Source organism: Corynebacterium oculi, assembly GCF_001412105.1.
Taxonomy (GTDB): domain Bacteria; phylum Actinomycetota; class Actinomycetes; order Mycobacteriales; family Mycobacteriaceae; genus Corynebacterium; species Corynebacterium oculi.
Genome location: NZ_LKST01000001.1, coordinates 694,610 through 710,167, shown reverse-complemented (window position 1 = coordinate 710,167; position 15,558 = coordinate 694,610). Strand labels below are relative to the sequence as shown.

General features: G+C 66.5%; 15 protein-coding genes. 6 read left to right on the top strand and 9 right to left on the bottom strand.

Annotated elements, in window-relative coordinates; all coding sequences use genetic code 11:
* Positions 1 to 29 precede the first annotated feature (29 nt).
* From Cocul_RS03365 to Cocul_RS03330, 8 genes are read right to left on the bottom strand one after another with little or no spacing between them, the layout of a single operon-like run.
* The gene (locus Cocul_RS03365; RefSeq protein ID WP_055121870.1) at positions 30 to 1,661 is read right to left on the bottom strand and encodes an ABC-F family ATP-binding cassette domain-containing protein; all 1,632 of its coding nucleotides are present in this window, start codon (positions 1,659 to 1,661) and stop codon (positions 30 to 32) included.
* Positions 1,662 to 1,709: 48 nt separating this feature from the next.
* Complete coding sequence (locus tag Cocul_RS03360) at positions 1,710 to 2,090, bottom strand: metal-sulfur cluster assembly factor (RefSeq protein ID WP_055121869.1); 381 nt, start codon at positions 2,088 to 2,090, stop codon at positions 1,710 to 1,712.
* Positions 2,087 to 2,557, bottom strand: coding sequence for a Fe-S cluster assembly sulfur transfer protein SufU (gene sufU, locus Cocul_RS03355; RefSeq protein ID WP_055121868.1), 471 nt, complete (start codon positions 2,555 to 2,557; stop codon positions 2,087 to 2,089). The genes Cocul_RS03360 and sufU overlap by 4 nt, the downstream gene beginning before the upstream one ends.
* Entirely contained in the window at positions 2,554 to 3,828 is a 1,275-nt protein-coding gene (locus Cocul_RS03350; RefSeq protein ID WP_055121867.1) for a cysteine desulfurase, read from the bottom strand. The genes sufU and Cocul_RS03350 overlap by 4 nt, the downstream gene beginning before the upstream one ends.
* Positions 3,828 to 4,583: a Fe-S cluster assembly ATPase SufC gene (gene sufC / locus Cocul_RS03345; protein ID WP_055121866.1), complete on the bottom strand. Its 756-nt coding sequence runs from the start codon at positions 4,581 to 4,583 to the stop codon at positions 3,828 to 3,830. The genes Cocul_RS03350 and sufC overlap by 1 nt, the downstream gene beginning before the upstream one ends.
* Before the next feature lie 58 nt (positions 4,584 to 4,641).
* Positions 4,642 to 5,811 carry a Fe-S cluster assembly protein SufD gene (gene sufD / locus Cocul_RS03340; protein ID WP_055121865.1) on the bottom strand — a complete coding sequence of 390 codons (1,170 nt, stop codon included), beginning with the start codon at positions 5,809 to 5,811 and terminating at the stop codon, positions 4,642 to 4,644.
* The gene (gene sufB, locus Cocul_RS03335) at positions 5,812 to 7,257 is read right to left on the bottom strand and encodes a Fe-S cluster assembly protein SufB (protein ID WP_055121864.1); all 1,446 of its coding nucleotides are present in this window, start codon (positions 7,255 to 7,257) and stop codon (positions 5,812 to 5,814) included.
* Entirely contained in the window at positions 7,254 to 7,931 is a 678-nt protein-coding gene (locus tag Cocul_RS03330; RefSeq protein ID WP_055121863.1) for a helix-turn-helix transcriptional regulator, read from the bottom strand. The genes sufB and Cocul_RS03330 overlap by 4 nt, the downstream gene beginning before the upstream one ends.
* Positions 7,932 to 8,093: 162 nt before the next feature.
* Between Cocul_RS03330 and mptB the strand changes: the two genes are divergently transcribed.
* From mptB to Cocul_RS03300, 6 genes are all read left to right on the top strand, one after another.
* Positions 8,094 to 9,761: a polyprenol phosphomannose-dependent alpha 1,6 mannosyltransferase MptB gene (mptB, locus tag Cocul_RS03325; RefSeq protein WP_055121862.1), complete on the top strand. Its 1,668-nt coding sequence runs from the start codon at positions 8,094 to 8,096 to the stop codon at positions 9,759 to 9,761.
* A 20-nt stretch (positions 9,762 to 9,781) separates the two neighbouring features.
* Positions 9,782 to 10,708, top strand: a complete 927-nt coding sequence (locus tag Cocul_RS03320) for an ABC transporter ATP-binding protein (RefSeq protein WP_055121861.1) — start codon at positions 9,782 to 9,784, stop codon at positions 10,706 to 10,708.
* A gap of 1 nt (position 10,709) precedes the next feature.
* On the top strand, positions 10,710 to 11,477 hold the full coding sequence (locus tag Cocul_RS03315; protein ID WP_055121860.1) for an ABC transporter permease: 768 nt from the start codon (positions 10,710 to 10,712) through the stop codon (positions 11,475 to 11,477).
* A 74-nt stretch (positions 11,478 to 11,551) separates the two neighbouring features.
* The gene (locus Cocul_RS03310) at positions 11,552 to 12,568 is read left to right on the top strand and encodes a zinc-dependent alcohol dehydrogenase family protein (RefSeq protein ID WP_055122027.1); all 1,017 of its coding nucleotides are present in this window, start codon (positions 11,552 to 11,554) and stop codon (positions 12,566 to 12,568) included.
* A 113-nt stretch (positions 12,569 to 12,681) separates the two neighbouring features.
* A complete protein-coding gene (locus Cocul_RS03305) occupies positions 12,682 to 13,656 on the top strand; it encodes a COX15/CtaA family protein (protein ID WP_169786395.1) in 975 nt (324 codons plus the stop codon).
* On the top strand, positions 13,653 to 14,540 hold the full coding sequence (locus Cocul_RS03300) for a zinc-binding dehydrogenase (RefSeq protein WP_055121859.1): 888 nt from the start codon (positions 13,653 to 13,655) through the stop codon (positions 14,538 to 14,540). The genes Cocul_RS03305 and Cocul_RS03300 overlap by 4 nt, the downstream gene beginning before the upstream one ends.
* A 3-nt stretch (positions 14,541 to 14,543) precedes the next feature.
* On the opposite strand, the gene Cocul_RS03295 is transcribed toward Cocul_RS03300, so the two are convergent.
* On the bottom strand, positions 14,544 to 15,476 hold the full coding sequence (locus Cocul_RS03295; protein WP_082422127.1) for a heme o synthase: 933 nt from the start codon (positions 15,474 to 15,476) through the stop codon (positions 14,544 to 14,546).
* Positions 15,477 to 15,558: the final 82 nt, after the last annotated feature.

Below are 15,558 nucleotides of genomic sequence, written 5' to 3'. Positions count from 1 at the left end.
GAGGAAATACTTGGGTTTGGGAAAACTTTTTAGGCCAGTTCCACGATCTCCATGTACTCGTCCCCCCAGAGGTCCTCGGTGCCGTCGGGAAGCACGATCACGCGCTCCGGCTCCAGGGCGCGCACGGCCCCCGGATCGTGGGTCACCAGCACCACGGCACCCGTGTAGGAGCGCAGGGCGTCGAGCACCTGCTCGCGGGAGATGGGATCGAGGTTGTTGGTGGGCTCGTCGAGAAGCAAAACGTTGGCGCGGGAGGAGACGAGCGTGGCCAGGGCCAGGCGGGTCTTTTCGCCGCCGGAGAGCGTTCCCGCGGGCTGGTCGAGCTTTTCCCCGGAAAACATGAAGGCCCCCAGCAGCCCACGGAGATCCTGCTCCCCCGCCTCCGGGCAGGCGTCGATGGTGTTGCGCCACACGGACTTATCCGGGTCAATGGTGTCATGCTCCTGGGCGAAGTACCCCACCTTCAGCCCGTGCCCGGTGACGATGCCCCCCTCCCCGTCCGTGCGCTCCACGCCCGCGAGGAGTTTGAGCAGGGTGGTCTTGCCCGCGCCGTTAAACCCCAGCACCACCACCCGGGAGCCCTTATCGATGGCCAGGTCGATCCCGGCAAAGACCTCTAGGGAGCCGTACATCTTGGTCAGCCCCTTGGCAAACATGGGGGTCTTGCCGCAGGGAGCGGGCTCGGGGAAGGAAATATGCGCCACCTTATCGGCCACGCGCACCTCGTCGAGCGCATTCATCATGCGGTCGGCGCGGGCGGCCATCTGCTTGGCTGCCTTGGCCTTGGTGGCCTTAGCCCCGAGCTTCTCGGCCTGGGTACGCAGCGCCGAGGCCCGCTTCTCCGCGTTGGCGCGCTCGCGTCGGCGACGGGCCTCGTCGAGAGCGCGAGCGTCCTTGTACTTGCTAAAGCCCATGTTGTACACGTCCGCCTCGGCGCGCACCGCGTCTAGATACCAGATCTTGTTGCACACGTCGTCGAGGAGGTCTACGTCGTGGGAGATCATGATGAGCCCGCCCTCGTGCTTGCGCAGGAAGCCGCGCAGCCAGGTAATCGAGTCCGCGTCGAGGTGGTTGGTGGGCTCGTCCAGCAGCAGCGTGGTGGCGGACTTCCCCGAGCCCGCGGTGGCGGCAAAGAGGATCTGGGCCAACTCCACGCGGCGGCGCTGCCCGCCGGAAAGGGTGGTGAGTTTTTGATCCAGAATACGGGCGGGAAGGCCCAGGTTATCGCAGATCTGGGCGGCCTCGGAATCCGCCTCGTAGCCGCCCAGGGCATGATAGCGCTCCTCCAGGCGGGAGTACTTGCGGATCGCCTTGTCCCGCGCGGCGTCATCCGCAGCGCTCCCCATGATCTCCTGCTGGCGCAGCATGGAGGCGCGGATGCTATAGAGCCCCCGCGCGGAGAGCACGCGATCCCGGGCGGTTTGTTCGATGTTGCCCTCCCGGGAATCCTGGGGCAGATAGCCCACCTCCCCGGAGACCGTCACCGAACCGCCGTAGGGCTGGGTCTCCCCCGCCAGGATGCGCATGGTGGTGGTCTTGCCCGCGCCGTTGCGGCCCACCAAGCCGATGCGATCCCCCGCCTGCACCCGAAGGTGCTGGCCGGGGGCCGTCAAGAGGGTGCGGGCGCCAACGCGAACTTCCAGATCATTGGTGACAATCACAAGGAAGCAGTGTATCAATCCCGCCGCGCGGGCAGCCGAGCGGAGAATCTAGACGGAGAAGCCCAGGGCACGAAGCTGCTCGCGCCCCTCCTCCGTAATCATGTGTGGGCCCCACGGGGGCATCCACACCCAGTTGATCTGGAGCTCGTCCGCGGCGCCGTTGCCCACCACCGCCGCCTCGGACTGATCCTCCAGCATGTCCGTGAGCGGGCAGGCCGGGGAGGTCAGCGTCATGTTTACCACGGCCCGCTTGACCCCCTCGGTGGAGTGATCCACCCAGATGTCATACACCAGGCCCAGATCCACCACGTTGATCCCCAGCTCCGGGTCAATCACGTCGCGCATGTACTCCTCGATGGTCGAGGCATCGGCGGCGTCCTGCTCCGTCTGCTCCGGGCGCTGCGTGGGTTCTTCTAGCGGGTCAGTCATGGCGTTCCTCCTGTGCCTCTAGTGCTTGCCTCTAGTGCTTCCGTGGTCGCGGCCTCAAAGGCCTTCCAGCCCAAGAGCGCGCATTTTACCCGCGCGGGGTAGCGCGAAACCCCGGCGAAGGCGATGCCGTCCCCGATCAGTTCCGGGTCTCCCTCGCGCTGCCCACGGGAGGTAATCATGGCCTCGAACTCCGCGAGTTTGGCCCGGGCCTCGGCCACGGGACGGCCGATGATCTCCTGGGCCATCACGGAGGTGGAGGCCTGGCTGATGGAACAGCCCTCGGCGTGGTAGGAGACGTCCTCCACCACGCTGCCATCGGCGGAGAGATGCACGCGTAGCGTGAGCTCGTCGCCGCAGGAGGGGTTCACGTGGTGCACCTCCGCATCGAACGGATCGCGCAGGCCCGCGTGCTCGGGGTTCTTATAGTGATCCAGGATCACCTCTTGGTACATGGACTCCAGATTCATGCGCTCACCCCAAAGAACTTCTTGGCGGACTCGATGGCCTCCACCAGGCGATCCACCTCTTCCCTGGTGTTATACAGGTAAAAGGAGGCGCGCGCGGTGGACTGCACTCCCAGGCAGCGGTGCGCTGGCCAGGCGCAGTGGTGCCCCACGCGGATGCACACGCCGTGATCATCAAGCACCTGGCCCAGATCGTGCGGATGCACCCCCTCTACCACGAAGGAGATCGCGCCGCCGCGATTCTCCGGGGTTTCCGGCCCCACGATGCGCAGCTTATCGACGCCCCCCAGCCGCCCCAGCGCGTAGGCGGTGAGGTCGTGCTCGTGAGCCGCGATGGCCTCCATGCCGACGGCCTCCAGGAACTCCACCGCGGCGCCGAGGCCCACCACCTGGCTGCTCATCTGGGTGCCCGCCTCGAAGCGCTGCGGCGGGGCGGCGAAGGTGGTGCCCTCCATGGTCACCACCTCGATCATGGAGCCTCCGGTGAGGAAGGGGGGCAGCTGCGCCAGGAGTTCCCCGCGCCCGTAGAGCGCCCCCACGCCCGTGGGGCCGCACATCTTGTGCCCGGAGAAGGCCGTGAAGTCCACGCCGAGGTCATGGAAGTTGACCGGCTGGTGCGGCACGGACTGGCAGGCGTCGAGCACGGTGAGCGCGCCCACGGCGCGGGCGCGCCGTACCATCTCGGGTACGTCGGCTATCGCGCCCGTCACGTTGGACTGGTGGGTAAAGGCTAATACCTTGACGGAATCGTCTAGTTCCAGGGAATCCAGGTCGATCCGGCCCTCCGGGGTGGCGGCATACCACCTCAGCGTGGCCCCCGTGCGGGCGCAGAGCTCCTGCCAGGGTACGAGGTTAGCATGATGCTCCAGCTCCGTGACCACCACCGTATCCCCTGGCCCCACCGCCAGGTCGCCCGCGCGCGGGTCACCCAGGGTAAAGGCCACGAGGTTGAGCGCCTCCGTGGCGTTCTTGGTGAAGGCGATCTCCTGGCCCTGTGCGCCCACGAAGCGCGCGATGGCCTCGCGGGCGTGCTCGTAGGCGTCGGTAGCCTCCTCCGCGATCTGATAGGCGCCGCGATGAACGGGGGCGTTGGTGTGGAGCACAAAGCGCTCCTCCGCCCGCCAGACTCGCTCGGGCCGCTGCGAGGTGGCCCCGGAATCGAGGTACACCAGGGGCCTATCCGAGCGCACCGTGCGCGAGAGAATGGGAAACTCCGCGCGCACGGCGGCCACGTCCAGGGTGCCGTCCGGGGAAAGGAAACCTGCCTGCGCCATTACAGGAACTGCTCGTAGCCATCGGCCTCAAGCTGATCGGCCAGTTCGGGCCCGCCGGTGGTCACGATCTGCCCGTTGGCAAACACGTGGATCACGTCCGGCTTCACGTACTCCAGAATGCGCTTGTAGTGCGTAATCATGAGGATTCCGCCGTTGGTATCGCGCTGGTAGCGGTTGATTCCCTCGGACACCACGCGCAGGGCGTCCACGTCCAGGCCGGAATCGGTCTCATCCATCACGGCAAACTTGGGCTTCATCAGATCCAGTTGCAGCACCTCGTGGCGCTTCTTCTCGCCGCCGGAGAAGCCCTCGTTCACGGAGCGCTCGCTAAACGACTTATCGATCTTGAGGTTCTCGCGGGCCTCGTTGACCTCCTTGACCCACTCGCGCAGCTTGGGGGCCTCCCCGCGCACGGCGGTCACGGCGGTGCGCATGAAGTTAGACATGGACACGCCGGGGACCTCGGTGGGGTATTGCATGGCCAGGAAGAGGCCCGCGCGGGCGCGCTCGTCCACGGACATCTCCAGGATGTTCTCGCCGTCGAGCAGCACCTCCCCATCGGTGATCTCGTAGCGGGGGTGACCGGCCAAGGTGTAGGCCAGCGTGGACTTGCCGGAGCCGTTGGGGCCCATGATGGCGTGAATCTCGCCGGAGTTGAGGGTGAGGTTCACGCCCTTGAGGATGGGCTTGGGCTCGGCGGACTCATCGGAGGGAAGAACCTGGGCGTGGAGGTTCTTGATTTCCAGGGTAGACATCGTGTTTTCTCCTGATCGTAGCGTGCAGTGCGGGTGCTTTGTATCGGCGTATCGGCTCTTAGGCGGTCACGCGTTCTAGTTCATTGACCACGCGGGATTCCAGCTCCTCCCGGATCCCCTCCACCGGAATGTGGTTGATGACCTCGGTAAAGAATCCGCGAATGATAAGGCGACGGGCCTCGGCCTCGGGGATGCCGCGGCTCATCAGATAAAAGAGCTGCTCATCGTCGAAGCGCCCCACCGTGGCGGCGTGGCCGGCCCCGGCGATCTCGCCGGTCTCGATCTCCAGGTTCGGGATCGCATCGGCGCGGGCGGCCTCGCTGAGCACCAGGTTGCGGTTGGTCTCGTAGGTATCGGTCCCCTGCGCGTTGGCCCGGATCAGCACGTCACCCACCCAGGTGGTGCGGGTATCGGGCTTGCTGGTGCCGGGATCGCCTTGCAGCGCTCCCTTGTACAGCACGTTGGAGCGGCAGTTGGGCTGGGCGTGATCCACCAGCAGGCGGTTTTCAAAGTACTGGCCGTCGTCGGCAAAGTACACGCCCAGCATCTCGGCGTCGCCGCCCTGATCCTCAAACTTCACGCGCGGCACCAGGCGCACTACCTCGCCGCCAAAGACGGCCACGTTGTGCCGTAGCACGGCGTCGCGGCCCACCAGCGCGGACTGGTTGGATAGGTGCACCGCGTCATCCTCCCAATCGGCGTCCACGATCACCGTGAGGCGGGAGTTGGCGCCCAGCACGAACTGGACGTTATCCGCGTGCGTGCCGCTGCCCCGGTAATTCAGGGCCACGGTGGCCTCCGCGCCCTGCTCCAGCTCCACGACCACGGCACCAAAGGAGGTCACGCCCTCCCCCTTGCCGGTGACCGTGATGGTCACAGGCTCGGTGGTGGCGGAGTCCTTGGCGAAGCTGACCAGGGTGGCCTCCTCCATGGAGGTCCAGGCCTGCGCGCCCACGCGATCCGAGGGCGCCCCGGCGCGGGTGGCGCGGGCGTCATCCTTGGCGATGCTGCGGCTACTCGCCTGGGCCCCGTCGGGAATCTCCACGGCGATGTCGGGGGCTACGGCCGGGCTGAAGGAGCCGTTGTGCAGGCCGCGCAGGCGGCGCAGGGAAATGAAGCGCCACTCCTCGTCCTTGCCGCGGGGAACCTCGAAGTCCTCCACGTTAAAGGAGGTGAGCACGTCACCCTTGTTGTTGTGCGTGGTGGCGTTCTTGAGCGTCTCGGCCATTTATCCCACCGATCCTTCCATCTGTAGCTCGATCAGCCGGTTGAGTTCGAGCGCGTACTCCATGGGCAGTTCCTTGGCGATGGGCTCCACGAACCCGCGAACGATCATCGCCATGGCGTCGGCCTCGTCGATGCCGCGGCTCATCAGGTAGAAGAGCTGCTCCTCGGAGACCTGGGAGACGGTGGCCTCGTGGCCCAGCGTCACGTGGTCATTGCGGATGTCGTTGTAGGGGTAGGTATCCGAGCGCGAGATGTTATCCACCAGGAGAGCATCGCACTCCACGTTGGCGGTGCAGTGATGCGCGTTGGCGTTGATCTGCACCAGGCCGCGGTAGGCCGCGCGCCCCCCGGAGCGGGCCACGGACTTGGAGACGATGTTGGAGGAGGTGTACGGGGCCATGTGCACCATCTTCGCGCCGGTGTCCTGGAACTGGCCCTCTCCGGCGAAGGCGGCGGAGAGAACCTCGCCCTTGGCGTAGGGGCCGGTCATCCACACGGCCGGGTACTTCATGTTCACCTTGGAGCCGATGTTGCCATCGATCCACTCCATCGTGGCCCCCTCCTCCGCCTTGGCGCGCTGGGTAACCAGGTTGTACACGTTGTTCGACCAGTTCTGGATGGTGGTGTAGCGGCAGCGGCCGCCCTTTTTCACCACGATCTCCACCACGGCGGCGTGCAGGGAATCGGACTTATAGATGGGGGCCGTGCAGCCCTCCACGTAGTGCACATAGGCGTCCTCGTCCACCACAATGAGGGTGCGCTCGAACTGCCCCATGTTCTCCGTGTTGATGCGGAAGTAAGCCTGAAGCGGGATGTCCACGTGCACGCCCTTGGGCACGTAGATGAAGGATCCGCCGGACCACACGGCGGCGTTGAGGGCGGAGAACTTATTGTCCCCGGCCGGAACCACGGTGCCAAAGTATTCCTTGAATAGCTCCGGGTACTTTTGCAGCGCGGTATCCGTGTCCACGAAGATCACGCCCTGCTCCTCTAGATCCTCGCGGATCTGGTGGTAGACCACCTCGGATTCGTACTGGGCGGCCACGCCGGCCACCAGGCGCTGCTTCTCCGCCTCGGGAATGCCCAGACGATCGTAGGTATTGCGAATGTCATCGGGGAGGTCGTCCCAGGACTTCGCCTGCTCCTCGGTGGAGCGCACGAAGTACTTAATGCTGTCAAAGTCGATATTGCTCAAGTCCGCACCCCAGGTGGGCACGGGCTTCTTATCAAAGATGTTGAGGGCCTTGAGGCGCTGCTCTAGCATCCACTCGGGCTCGTTCTTCTGCGCGGAGATGTCGCGGACGACCTCCTCGCTCAGCCCGCGGCGGGCGGCGGAGCCCGCGGCGTCGGAATCGTGCCAGCCGTAGTTATAACCGCCCATGGACTCGATGATCTCGTCATCGTTCATGGGGCGCTGCGCGTCAAGGTTCTGCGTCGCCTGGGTCATGAACCGCTCCTTTCTTCAGGAGAATTGGTGGGATAAAGAGGAATGTTTGTGGTGCAGATGCCGTGCCCCTCGGCAATAGAGGCCAGGGGCTGCACGTGGGTGCCCAGCAACTCGGAGATTACCTCGTGCTCCGCCTCACATAATTCCGGGTATTGCGCTGCCACCTGGGAAACCGGGCAGTGGTGTTGGCAGATTTGGATACCGCCGCCCGCGCGTTGCACGGTGGCGGCATAGCCGTGGTCGTCGAACGCCCGTGCCAGGGCGCGCGCCGTCTCCTCGACGGAATCGGTGGTGCCCTCGCGCACCGAGGCCACGATGGATTCCGTGCGGGCCCGGGCGAGGTCGCGCACGGCCTGCGGGCCGCCGACCCGCCCCAGGCGCGCGAGCGCGAGGGCGGCGAGGGAATCGTAATCGTGGCCAAAGTGCTCGCGGCCGCGGTGGGTAAGCCGGAAGTGCTTAGCCGGGCGGCCCCGGGTGGCCGGTGCGGGGGAACGGCGGGACTCGGCATAGGCCAGCCCCTCTTCCAGGAGAATGTCCAGATGCCTTCTCACACCTGCGGTGGAGAGGCCAAGACGCTCGCCCAGGGCGGCGGCGGTGAGCGGGCCGTGGGTGAGCAGGCTGCGCATGATCGCGTTCCGGGTGTCTCCATCGGTGGAGCCGGTCTTGCGCACCATGCGTTTCACCTCCTGCCCTGGCTGGGCCTCGCGTACCGCCGCGTAAGCGACCGTCTCTTTTAGACAACACTAGTGTTACTAAAATTGTTCCCGGGCGCAAAAAGGTCCCCTGCCTTCCGCCGGTTTTCCGTCAGACGGGGGCGTTCTGGCTACGATGAGCCTGTGCAACAACAACCATCTGCGCTCTGGCAGGCGCTCCTGCGCGACCTCCCGCGCTTAGGCGTGGCGGGTTCGCGCTCGGCCGGCCTGCACCGCGATAGCGATGCCACAGATGGCTCCCGGGCGGACGCGGATTCGGCCACCACCCGCAGCGCCGGGCTCGTGCGCTTTGCCCTCCTGCGGTGGATCGGCACCACGGGGGCGCTGCTGCTCGCGCTGGGCGCGCTGGGGGGCGGCGCTCTGCCCGTGGTGGATAACCCCTACCAGTCCTTCCCCGGCGGCACCACCCTGGGGCAGATGATGCAGGCCTCGTCGTCGATAGTTCTCGTCGGCGTGGCGTTGGTCGTGCTGGCCTGGATCGGAATGGCCCCCCTCGTGGGGGTGTCGCTGTGGGGACGGCACCGCGCGCTGCGGGTTGTTACCACCGGAGATCTTTGGCGCACCTGGATCGCCTGGCTGCTTCCACTGCTGCTGAGCGCGCCGATCTTCACCCAGGACATTTATTCCTACCTCGCCCAGGGGGCCATCGTGCGGGAGGGCATGGACCCCTATTCCGCCGGGCCCATCGATCTGCTGGGCACGGATCACCACCTCGCGCGCTCGGTGCCCTTCATTTGGGCGCACTCCCCCTCCCCGTACGGGCCGGTGGCGATGGGCTTGTCCGCCCTCATCAGCGCGCTCACCGGGGACTCGATCGTGCTGGGGGTGTTGGCGCACCGGGTGTTGAGCGTGCTCATGCTGACGGCGGCGGGTTGGGCGGTGCTGAGCATCGCTCGGCGGTGTCGGGTCTATCCCCCGGCGGCGTTATGGCTGGGAATCCTCAATCCCCTGGTGCTGCTGCACCTGGTGGGCGGAATCCACAACGAGGCCCTCATGCTGGGGCTCATGCTGGTGGGCCTGGAACTGGGGCTACGCGCCCTGGATCGGGCTGATGGGTGGACGCTCCCCCTCCTGGCGGCCTCCGGCGCGCTCCTATCCTGCGCGGGAATGGTTAAGGTGGTGGCCTTTCTTTCCCTGGGCTTCATCGGCATGGCCTATGCGCGCTATCTCCACCAGCGAGGCCGCCGCGCCTGGTGGGCCATCGCCGTGGCGGGATTCTTCTTCCTCGCGGTGCTCGTGGCCACCGTCGCGCTGGTTTCCGCGCTCAGCGGCATCGGCCTGGGCTGGGTCACGGGGCAGGGCGGGGCCACCACGATCCGCAGTTGGATGTCTGTTACTACCGACGTCGGGGTGATCGCCGGGGGGATCGGCATGCTACTGGGCCTGGGCGATCACACCACGGCGATCCTGGTGGTCACCCGTCTCGCGGGACTGGCCGTGGCAGGGATCCTCACCCTGCGCATGCTCCTGGGCACGTTCCTCGGGCGGATTCACCCGGTGGGAGCGCTCGGCGTAGCCACCTTCGTCCTCGTGGTGCTCTTTCCCGTGGTCCACCCCTGGTACGTGCTGTGGGCGGTGGTACCGCTCGCGGCGTGGGCGAACCGCCCCCTCTTTCGGGTCGCCGTGGTCGGGTACTCCGCAGCCTTTAGCTTCTTCGTCCTGCCGCGAGGTTTGGCGCTGCCCCCCGGCACCGTGGTGAATATCTACGTGGGTGCGGCGGTATCGCTAGCGGTGATCCTCGCCGCGGGCTGGTGGTGGCTCCGGCGCTCGGGATTGGTTGGCCTCAACTGAAAGTTCTAGACTGAGCAACCGTGGTTGTCCCAAACGCTCTCGAACTGCGCGGCGTGGTCAAGTCTTTCCCCACGATCACCGCCGTCAATGAGCTATCACTGTGCGCCCGCCGCGGGGAAATCTTAGCCCTGCTCGGTCCGAACGGGGCCGGAAAAACCACCACCATTGACATGTGCGTGGGCTTCGTCAAACCCACCTCCGGGAGGATCACCGTGCTGGGCCTCGATCCCACCACGCAACCGGAGCGAGTCCGCGAACGCATCGGCATCATGTTGCAGGGCGGTGGCTCCTACTCCGGGATCAAGGTGGAGGAGATGCTGCGGCTCACAGCGGCCTATAGCGCCCATCCCCTCGACCCCGCCTGGCTCATGGAGGTGGTGGGCCTAGAGGGCGTGCGGAAGAACACCTATCGCAGGCTTTCCGGGGGGCAGCAGCAGCGCCTTTCCCTGGCCTTGGCCCTGATCGGCCGCCCGGAACTGGTCTTTTTAGACGAGCCCACCGCCGGCATGGATGCGCAATCGCGCCTGGCGGTGTGGGAACTCATGCGGGTGCTTCGCCGCGACGGGGTGACGGTGGTGCTCACCACGCACCTCATGGACGAGGCCGAGGCCCTGGCCGATCGCGTGGTGATTATGGATCGCGGCCGCGCCGTGGCCAGCGGCACGCCCACGGAGCTGACCACCGGTGCCCAGCCACAGGTGCGCCTGGGCACGGATAGAGAGATAGACGCAGCCGCCGTGGAGCGCCAGGCGCACCTGCCCGCCGGATCCTGCGCGCCGGTGCGTCCCCTGCATTACGCGGTGCGGGTGCCGCCCAGCCCGGAGGCGGTGGCCCGGGTGGTATCCGCGGTATCCGCCCAGGGGGTGCTGGTGCGCAGCCTAGATGTGGCGCAGCGCAGCTTAGAGGACGTTTTCCTCGACATCACGGGCCAAGAACTGAGGAGTTGATATGGTGAGCGATTATCCCGCCGGTACCTTTGCCCCCGCTCCGCAGCGCGCTCCCAGGGGCGCGCTCGTCGCCGCGCAGGGGCGCATTGAGACACTGCTTTTTCTCCGTCACGGCGAGCAACAGCTGCTCAGCCTCATCATTCCCCTCGGCCTACTCATCGGCATCTCCCAGGTGCCCATCCTGGACGATCCCGATCCGCTGCGCCAAGGATTTCCCATGATGCTGGCGATCGCGACCACCTCCTCCGGCTTCACCGGGCAGGCGATCTCGCTGGCCTTCGATCGCCGGTATGGGGCGCTCAAACGCACGGGAGCCTCCGGCGTGCCCACCTGGGTCATCATCGTGGGCAAGATCATCGCCGTGGCCGCGATGGTGCTGCTACAAACCCTGGTGCTGGGGGCCACCGCCGCCGTTTTGGGCTGGCAGGTCTCCGCACCCGGCCTTGTCCTGGGCGTGGTGACCCTCGTGCTGGGAGCGGCCGCCTTTACCTCGATGGGGTTGCTCATGGGCGGAACCCTCAGCTCGGAGCTGGTGCTCGCGCTGGCCAATCTCATCTGGGTGCTCATGGTGGGCGTGGTGGGGCTGGTGCTGTATCACTCCGGGCTTGACGGCAGCAGTTGGTGGGATCTGATCCCCTCGGTGGCCCTGGCCAGCGGTCTCACCAACGCCTTTGGCGGCACGATCCCGTGGGCCCAGTGGCTCAGCCTGATGGTTTGGCTCGTGTTGGTGTCCGCGGCGGCCCGGCGATGGTTCCGGTTTAGCAGCTAAAACCACGCTCCCTGGGCGGCATAAGGTGTAGGGTGGGCGAGGCAAAATCCCGCTTTCGCTTTAAGGAGCGCCCCATGAAGGCCACCTTCATTCACGGTACCGGCGATGTTCGCGTCGCCGAGGTGGAGAAGCCCACCATCGCCGAACCCACCGACGCCATCATCAAGATCACGGCCACCTGCGTGTGCGGCTCTGATCTCTGGCCCTATCGCGGCACCGATGAGATCGCCGAACCCACCCGCATGGGCCACGAGTACGTGGGCGTGGTGGAAGAGGTGGGTGAGGAGGTCAGCAGCGTGAAGCCCGGCGACTTCGTGGTGGGCTCCTTCTGCCTCTCCGATAACACCTGCGAGATCTGCGCGGATGGCTACCCCTCCCGCTGCGCCAACGGCGGGTTCGTGGGCGAGGCGCAGTCCGAGTACCTGCGCGTGCCGCTCGCCGACGGCACCCTGGTGCCCACCCCCTCCCACCCGGAGGAGGATCTCATTCCCTCCCTGCTCGCGGCCTCCGACGTGCTGGGTACCGGCTGGTTTGCCGCCGACGAGGCCCAGGCGGGCCCCGGAAAGACCGTCGTGGTGGTGGGCGACGGAGCGGTGGGCCTCCTGGCGATCCTCTCGGCCAAGCAGATGGGCGCGGAACGGATCATCGCCATGAGCCGACACGCGGATCGCCAGGCCTTGGCCCGCGAGTTCGGTGCCACGGACATCGTGGAGGAACGCGGCGAGGAGGGCGTGGCCAGGATCAAGGACCTCACCGGGGGCCTGGGCGCCCACAGCGTGATCGAGGCCGTGGGCACCCAGGAATCCATGCACCAGGCCATCGCCTCCTGCCGTCCCGGCGGGTATGTGGGATATGTGGGTGTCTCTCACGGGGTCTCCCTGCCCGGCGAGGAACTCTTCGCCTCCGAGGTGCACCTCATGGGCGGTCCCGCCCCGGTGCGCAAGTACCTGCCGGAACTCATCCGCCTGATCTTTGATCGCGCCATCGAACCCGGCAAGGTCTTTACCAAGGAGGTGGCCCTGGACAACATTGCCGAGGGCTACCGCGCGATGGATCAGCGCGAGGCCATTAAGGTGCTGGTGCGCCCCTAGGGCGTCGGATAGCGGGCGCGCTCAGTTCCGCCGCGCGTGCGTGTTTCTTCTAACTCCGAGCCGCCCGGCGCTGTGTGGTGTTTTTTCACGGCAGAGCATTAGGCTAGGGGGCTGTGAGTACCCTGCTGCGTCCCGTGAAAAGCGATTTTGTGCCCTCCCTGCGCCTTCAGCGCGCGCTGGCGTTGGTTCTCCTGATCTGCCAGGGCGGCATCACGGTGACCGGCTCCATCGTGCGCGTCACGGGCTCCGGCCTGGGCTGCAATACCTGGCCGCAGTGCCATGAGGGATCGCTCGTCCCCGTGGAGGGGGCTGCTCCCCTGGTGCACCAGGTCATCGAATTTGGCAATCGCCTGCTTACCTTCGTCCTCGTGGCCGCGGTGATCGCCGTCTTTGTGGCCCTGCGCCAGGCGCAGCGCCGCCGGGAGCTCCTCGCCTACGCGCTCATCTCCGGCTTCGGGGTGATCCTCCAGGCCGTTATCGGCGGAATGTCCGTGCTCCTGGATCTCCGATGGTGGTCCGTGGCCCTGCACTTCCTCCCCTCGATGGCGCTGGTGTGGGTGGCCGCCCTGCTGTTCATTCGGGTATCCGAGCCCGATGAGGTGGAGCCGGTGCGCGCCTATCCGCGCGCGGTACGGATCAGCGCGGTGGTGGCCGCGTGCGCCCTCGTGGTGGTCTTGGTGACCGGGACGATGGTGACCGGCGCCGGCCCCCACGCCGGGGACGCGGAGGCCGGAATGACGGGCCGCCTTGACGTAGACATTGACCTCATGGCGCATATCCACGGCTACCTCATGTACGCGTATCTCTTTTTCACCTTCATCACCGTGGTGCTGCTCTATCAGCGCAAGGCCTCCGATGAGGCCAAGCGCACCGGCCTGATCCTCCTGGGAATGATCGTGATCCAGGCGGGCATCGGGATCGCGCAGTACCGGCTGGGGGTTCCCCGCTGGTCCGTGCCCATGCACATCGCCATGTCCTCGGTGGTGGTGGCCTTCACCGCCTTCCTCTACGCCCTGGGCATGCGGCGGCGCTTAGCCGAACCGGCCCCCGAGGCTGCGCCCACGACGGCGCGCGTTGGGCGAGAATGAGGGCGCTGATCTGGGGAGATAACCGCGCCGCCGGGGTGGTCTCCCGCGAAGATCCTCGCCTTGGGGAGAACCAGGTGCTCGTGGCGGTGCAGGCCGCCGAGCTGGCCCCCACCCGGCCGGGGGCCATCCCGGGTACCCAGGGCACGGGGAAGATTCTCCACGATCCCCAGGGGCTCCTGCCGGAGGGCACCCTGGTGGCCTGGGCCGGGGTGCCCGGCTCCTGCGCGTCCCTCGCCTGCGTTCCCCGCGACCGCATCGTGGCGGTACCCAGGGGCATACCGCCGGAGTCCGCCGCCCTCGCGCTTAATCCGGCGATGATGGCCCACGTGTTGCTGTTTTCCCTGCGTCCCGTGGAGGCGGGGAGCACGGTGCTGATTAATCCCGCCGATGATCCCGTGGGGCTCATCAGCTCCCAGTGGGCCGGAGCCCTGGGCGCACGGGTGATCGCTGTGTCTCCCTCTGGGGAGGCATCCCCGCACCTGGATCGGGCCGCCGTGGTGCGGCGCGCGCACGTGGCTCCCCGGCGCGCCGCCGAGGTGGGTGGGGCGGACATCGCCCTGCATGGCACGGGGAAACCGGGCCTGGATCACGCGCTATCGAGCCTGCGCGCTCGCGGCATGCTGTGCGTTTATGGCACGCCCGCCCAGCCCATCAAGCGTATTTCGCCCCTCGATCTCGCTGCTCGGGGCTCACTGAGCCTCGCCTGCCCCGTGGCGGAGGATTACGTGCGGGAGCCGGACGGTTTTCGGATGCGCTCCCAGGCGGTCACTCAGGCCCTGGCTGAGGGGCATATTACCGTTCCCCTTGGGAGCGTGTACTCCCCCGAGGAGGCCGAGGGGCTGGGCGTGGAGGCGCTCCGGGGCCTCGTGGCGCTGCGCTTTTAGCGCCTAGAACGCCGCCGCGCTCCACCCCGCCATCTGGCCAAAGGTCTCCCAGCCGAGGATCGCATCGACGGACAGGGCCACAAAGAGTACCGCCAGGTAGTTGTTGGAAAGGATGAAGAGTTTGAGCGGCTTGACCGGCTGTCCGTCGCGCACCCCCCGGTGTAGCTGGGTGGCCATGACCAGGAACGCCGCCCCGGAGGCCACCGCCCCCACCAGGTAGATCCAGGAGGCGGCGGGAACTAGCAGCAGGGATACCCCCACGGTGACCCAGCTGTACCAGAGGATCTGCCGGGTGACCTCTACCGGCGTGCGCACCACGGGCAGCATGGGCACGCCGGCGCGCTCGTAATCGTCGCGGTACTTCATGGCTAGGGCCCAGGTGTGCGGGGGCGTCCAGAAGAAGATAATCAGCCACAGCACCAGGGCCTGCCACCAGGCCCATGCGGAGGCGTCGGGGGTGTTGTCCGTAATCACGGCCCAGCCCACCACCACGGGCATGCAGCCGGCGGCCCCGCCCCACACGATGTTCATGTGGGTGCGGCGCTTGAGGTATTTGGTGTACACCACGATGTAAAACCAGATGGTGAACATGACGAACACGGCCGCCAAGAGCGATCCACAGAGCAGCCACAACCACAGGAAGCTCACCACCGTGAGCGTCCAGGCAAAGATGGTGGCGTCGCAGTTGGATACCGTGTGACGCACGAGGGGGCGGGCACGGGTGCGGCCCATTTTTTGGTCAATATCGGAGTCCGCCACCATGTTGAAGGTATTGGCGGCCGCGGCCCCCATCCAGCCGCCCACGAGGGTCAGCAGGATGAGCAGGATATTGTTTTCGCCACGATCGGCTTGGAGCATCGCGGGGATCGTGGCCACCAGGAGAAGTTCGATGACCCGTGGCTTCGTCAGCGCGATGTATGCCTTGATCGTGTTCAAGGAAGATGCCTCCAGCAATCTCGTGGTGTTGTCAGCCGCCCCACACTAGTCGAGCCGGGATACGCGATAGTTCCCGCAGCGA

What these genes read in the sequence shown, in the direction of transcription:
- Cocul_RS03360 (WP_055121869.1), bottom strand. Translation starts at nt 2,090, where the DNA reads ATGACTGACCCGCTAGAAGAACCCACGCAGCGCCCGGAGCAGACGGAG.
- sufU (WP_055121868.1), bottom strand. Translation starts at nt 2,557, where the DNA reads ATGAATCTGGAGTCCATGTACCAAGAGGTGATCCTGGATCACTATAAG.
- Cocul_RS03350 (WP_055121867.1), bottom strand. Translation starts at nt 3,828, where the DNA reads ATGGCGCAGGCAGGTTTCCTTTCCCCGGACGGCACCCTGGACGTGGCC.
- sufC (WP_055121866.1), bottom strand. Translation starts at nt 4,583, where the DNA reads ATGTCTACCCTGGAAATCAAGAACCTCCACGCCCAGGTTCTTCCCTCC.
- sufD (WP_055121865.1), bottom strand. Translation starts at nt 5,811, where the DNA reads ATGGCCGAGACGCTCAAGAACGCCACCACGCACAACAACAAGGGTGAC.
- sufB (WP_055121864.1), bottom strand. Translation starts at nt 7,257, where the DNA reads ATGACCCAGGCGACGCAGAACCTTGACGCGCAGCGCCCCATGAACGAT.
- Cocul_RS03330 (WP_055121863.1), bottom strand. Translation starts at nt 7,931, where the DNA reads ATGGTGCGCAAGACCGGCTCCACCGATGGAGACACCCGGAACGCGATC.
- Cocul_RS03315 (WP_055121860.1), top strand. Translation starts at nt 10,710, where the DNA reads ATGGTGAGCGATTATCCCGCCGGTACCTTTGCCCCCGCTCCGCAGCGC.
- Cocul_RS03310 (WP_055122027.1), top strand. Translation starts at nt 11,552, where the DNA reads ATGAAGGCCACCTTCATTCACGGTACCGGCGATGTTCGCGTCGCCGAG.
- Cocul_RS03300 (WP_055121859.1), top strand. Translation starts at nt 13,653, where the DNA reads ATGAGGGCGCTGATCTGGGGAGATAACCGCGCCGCCGGGGTGGTCTCC.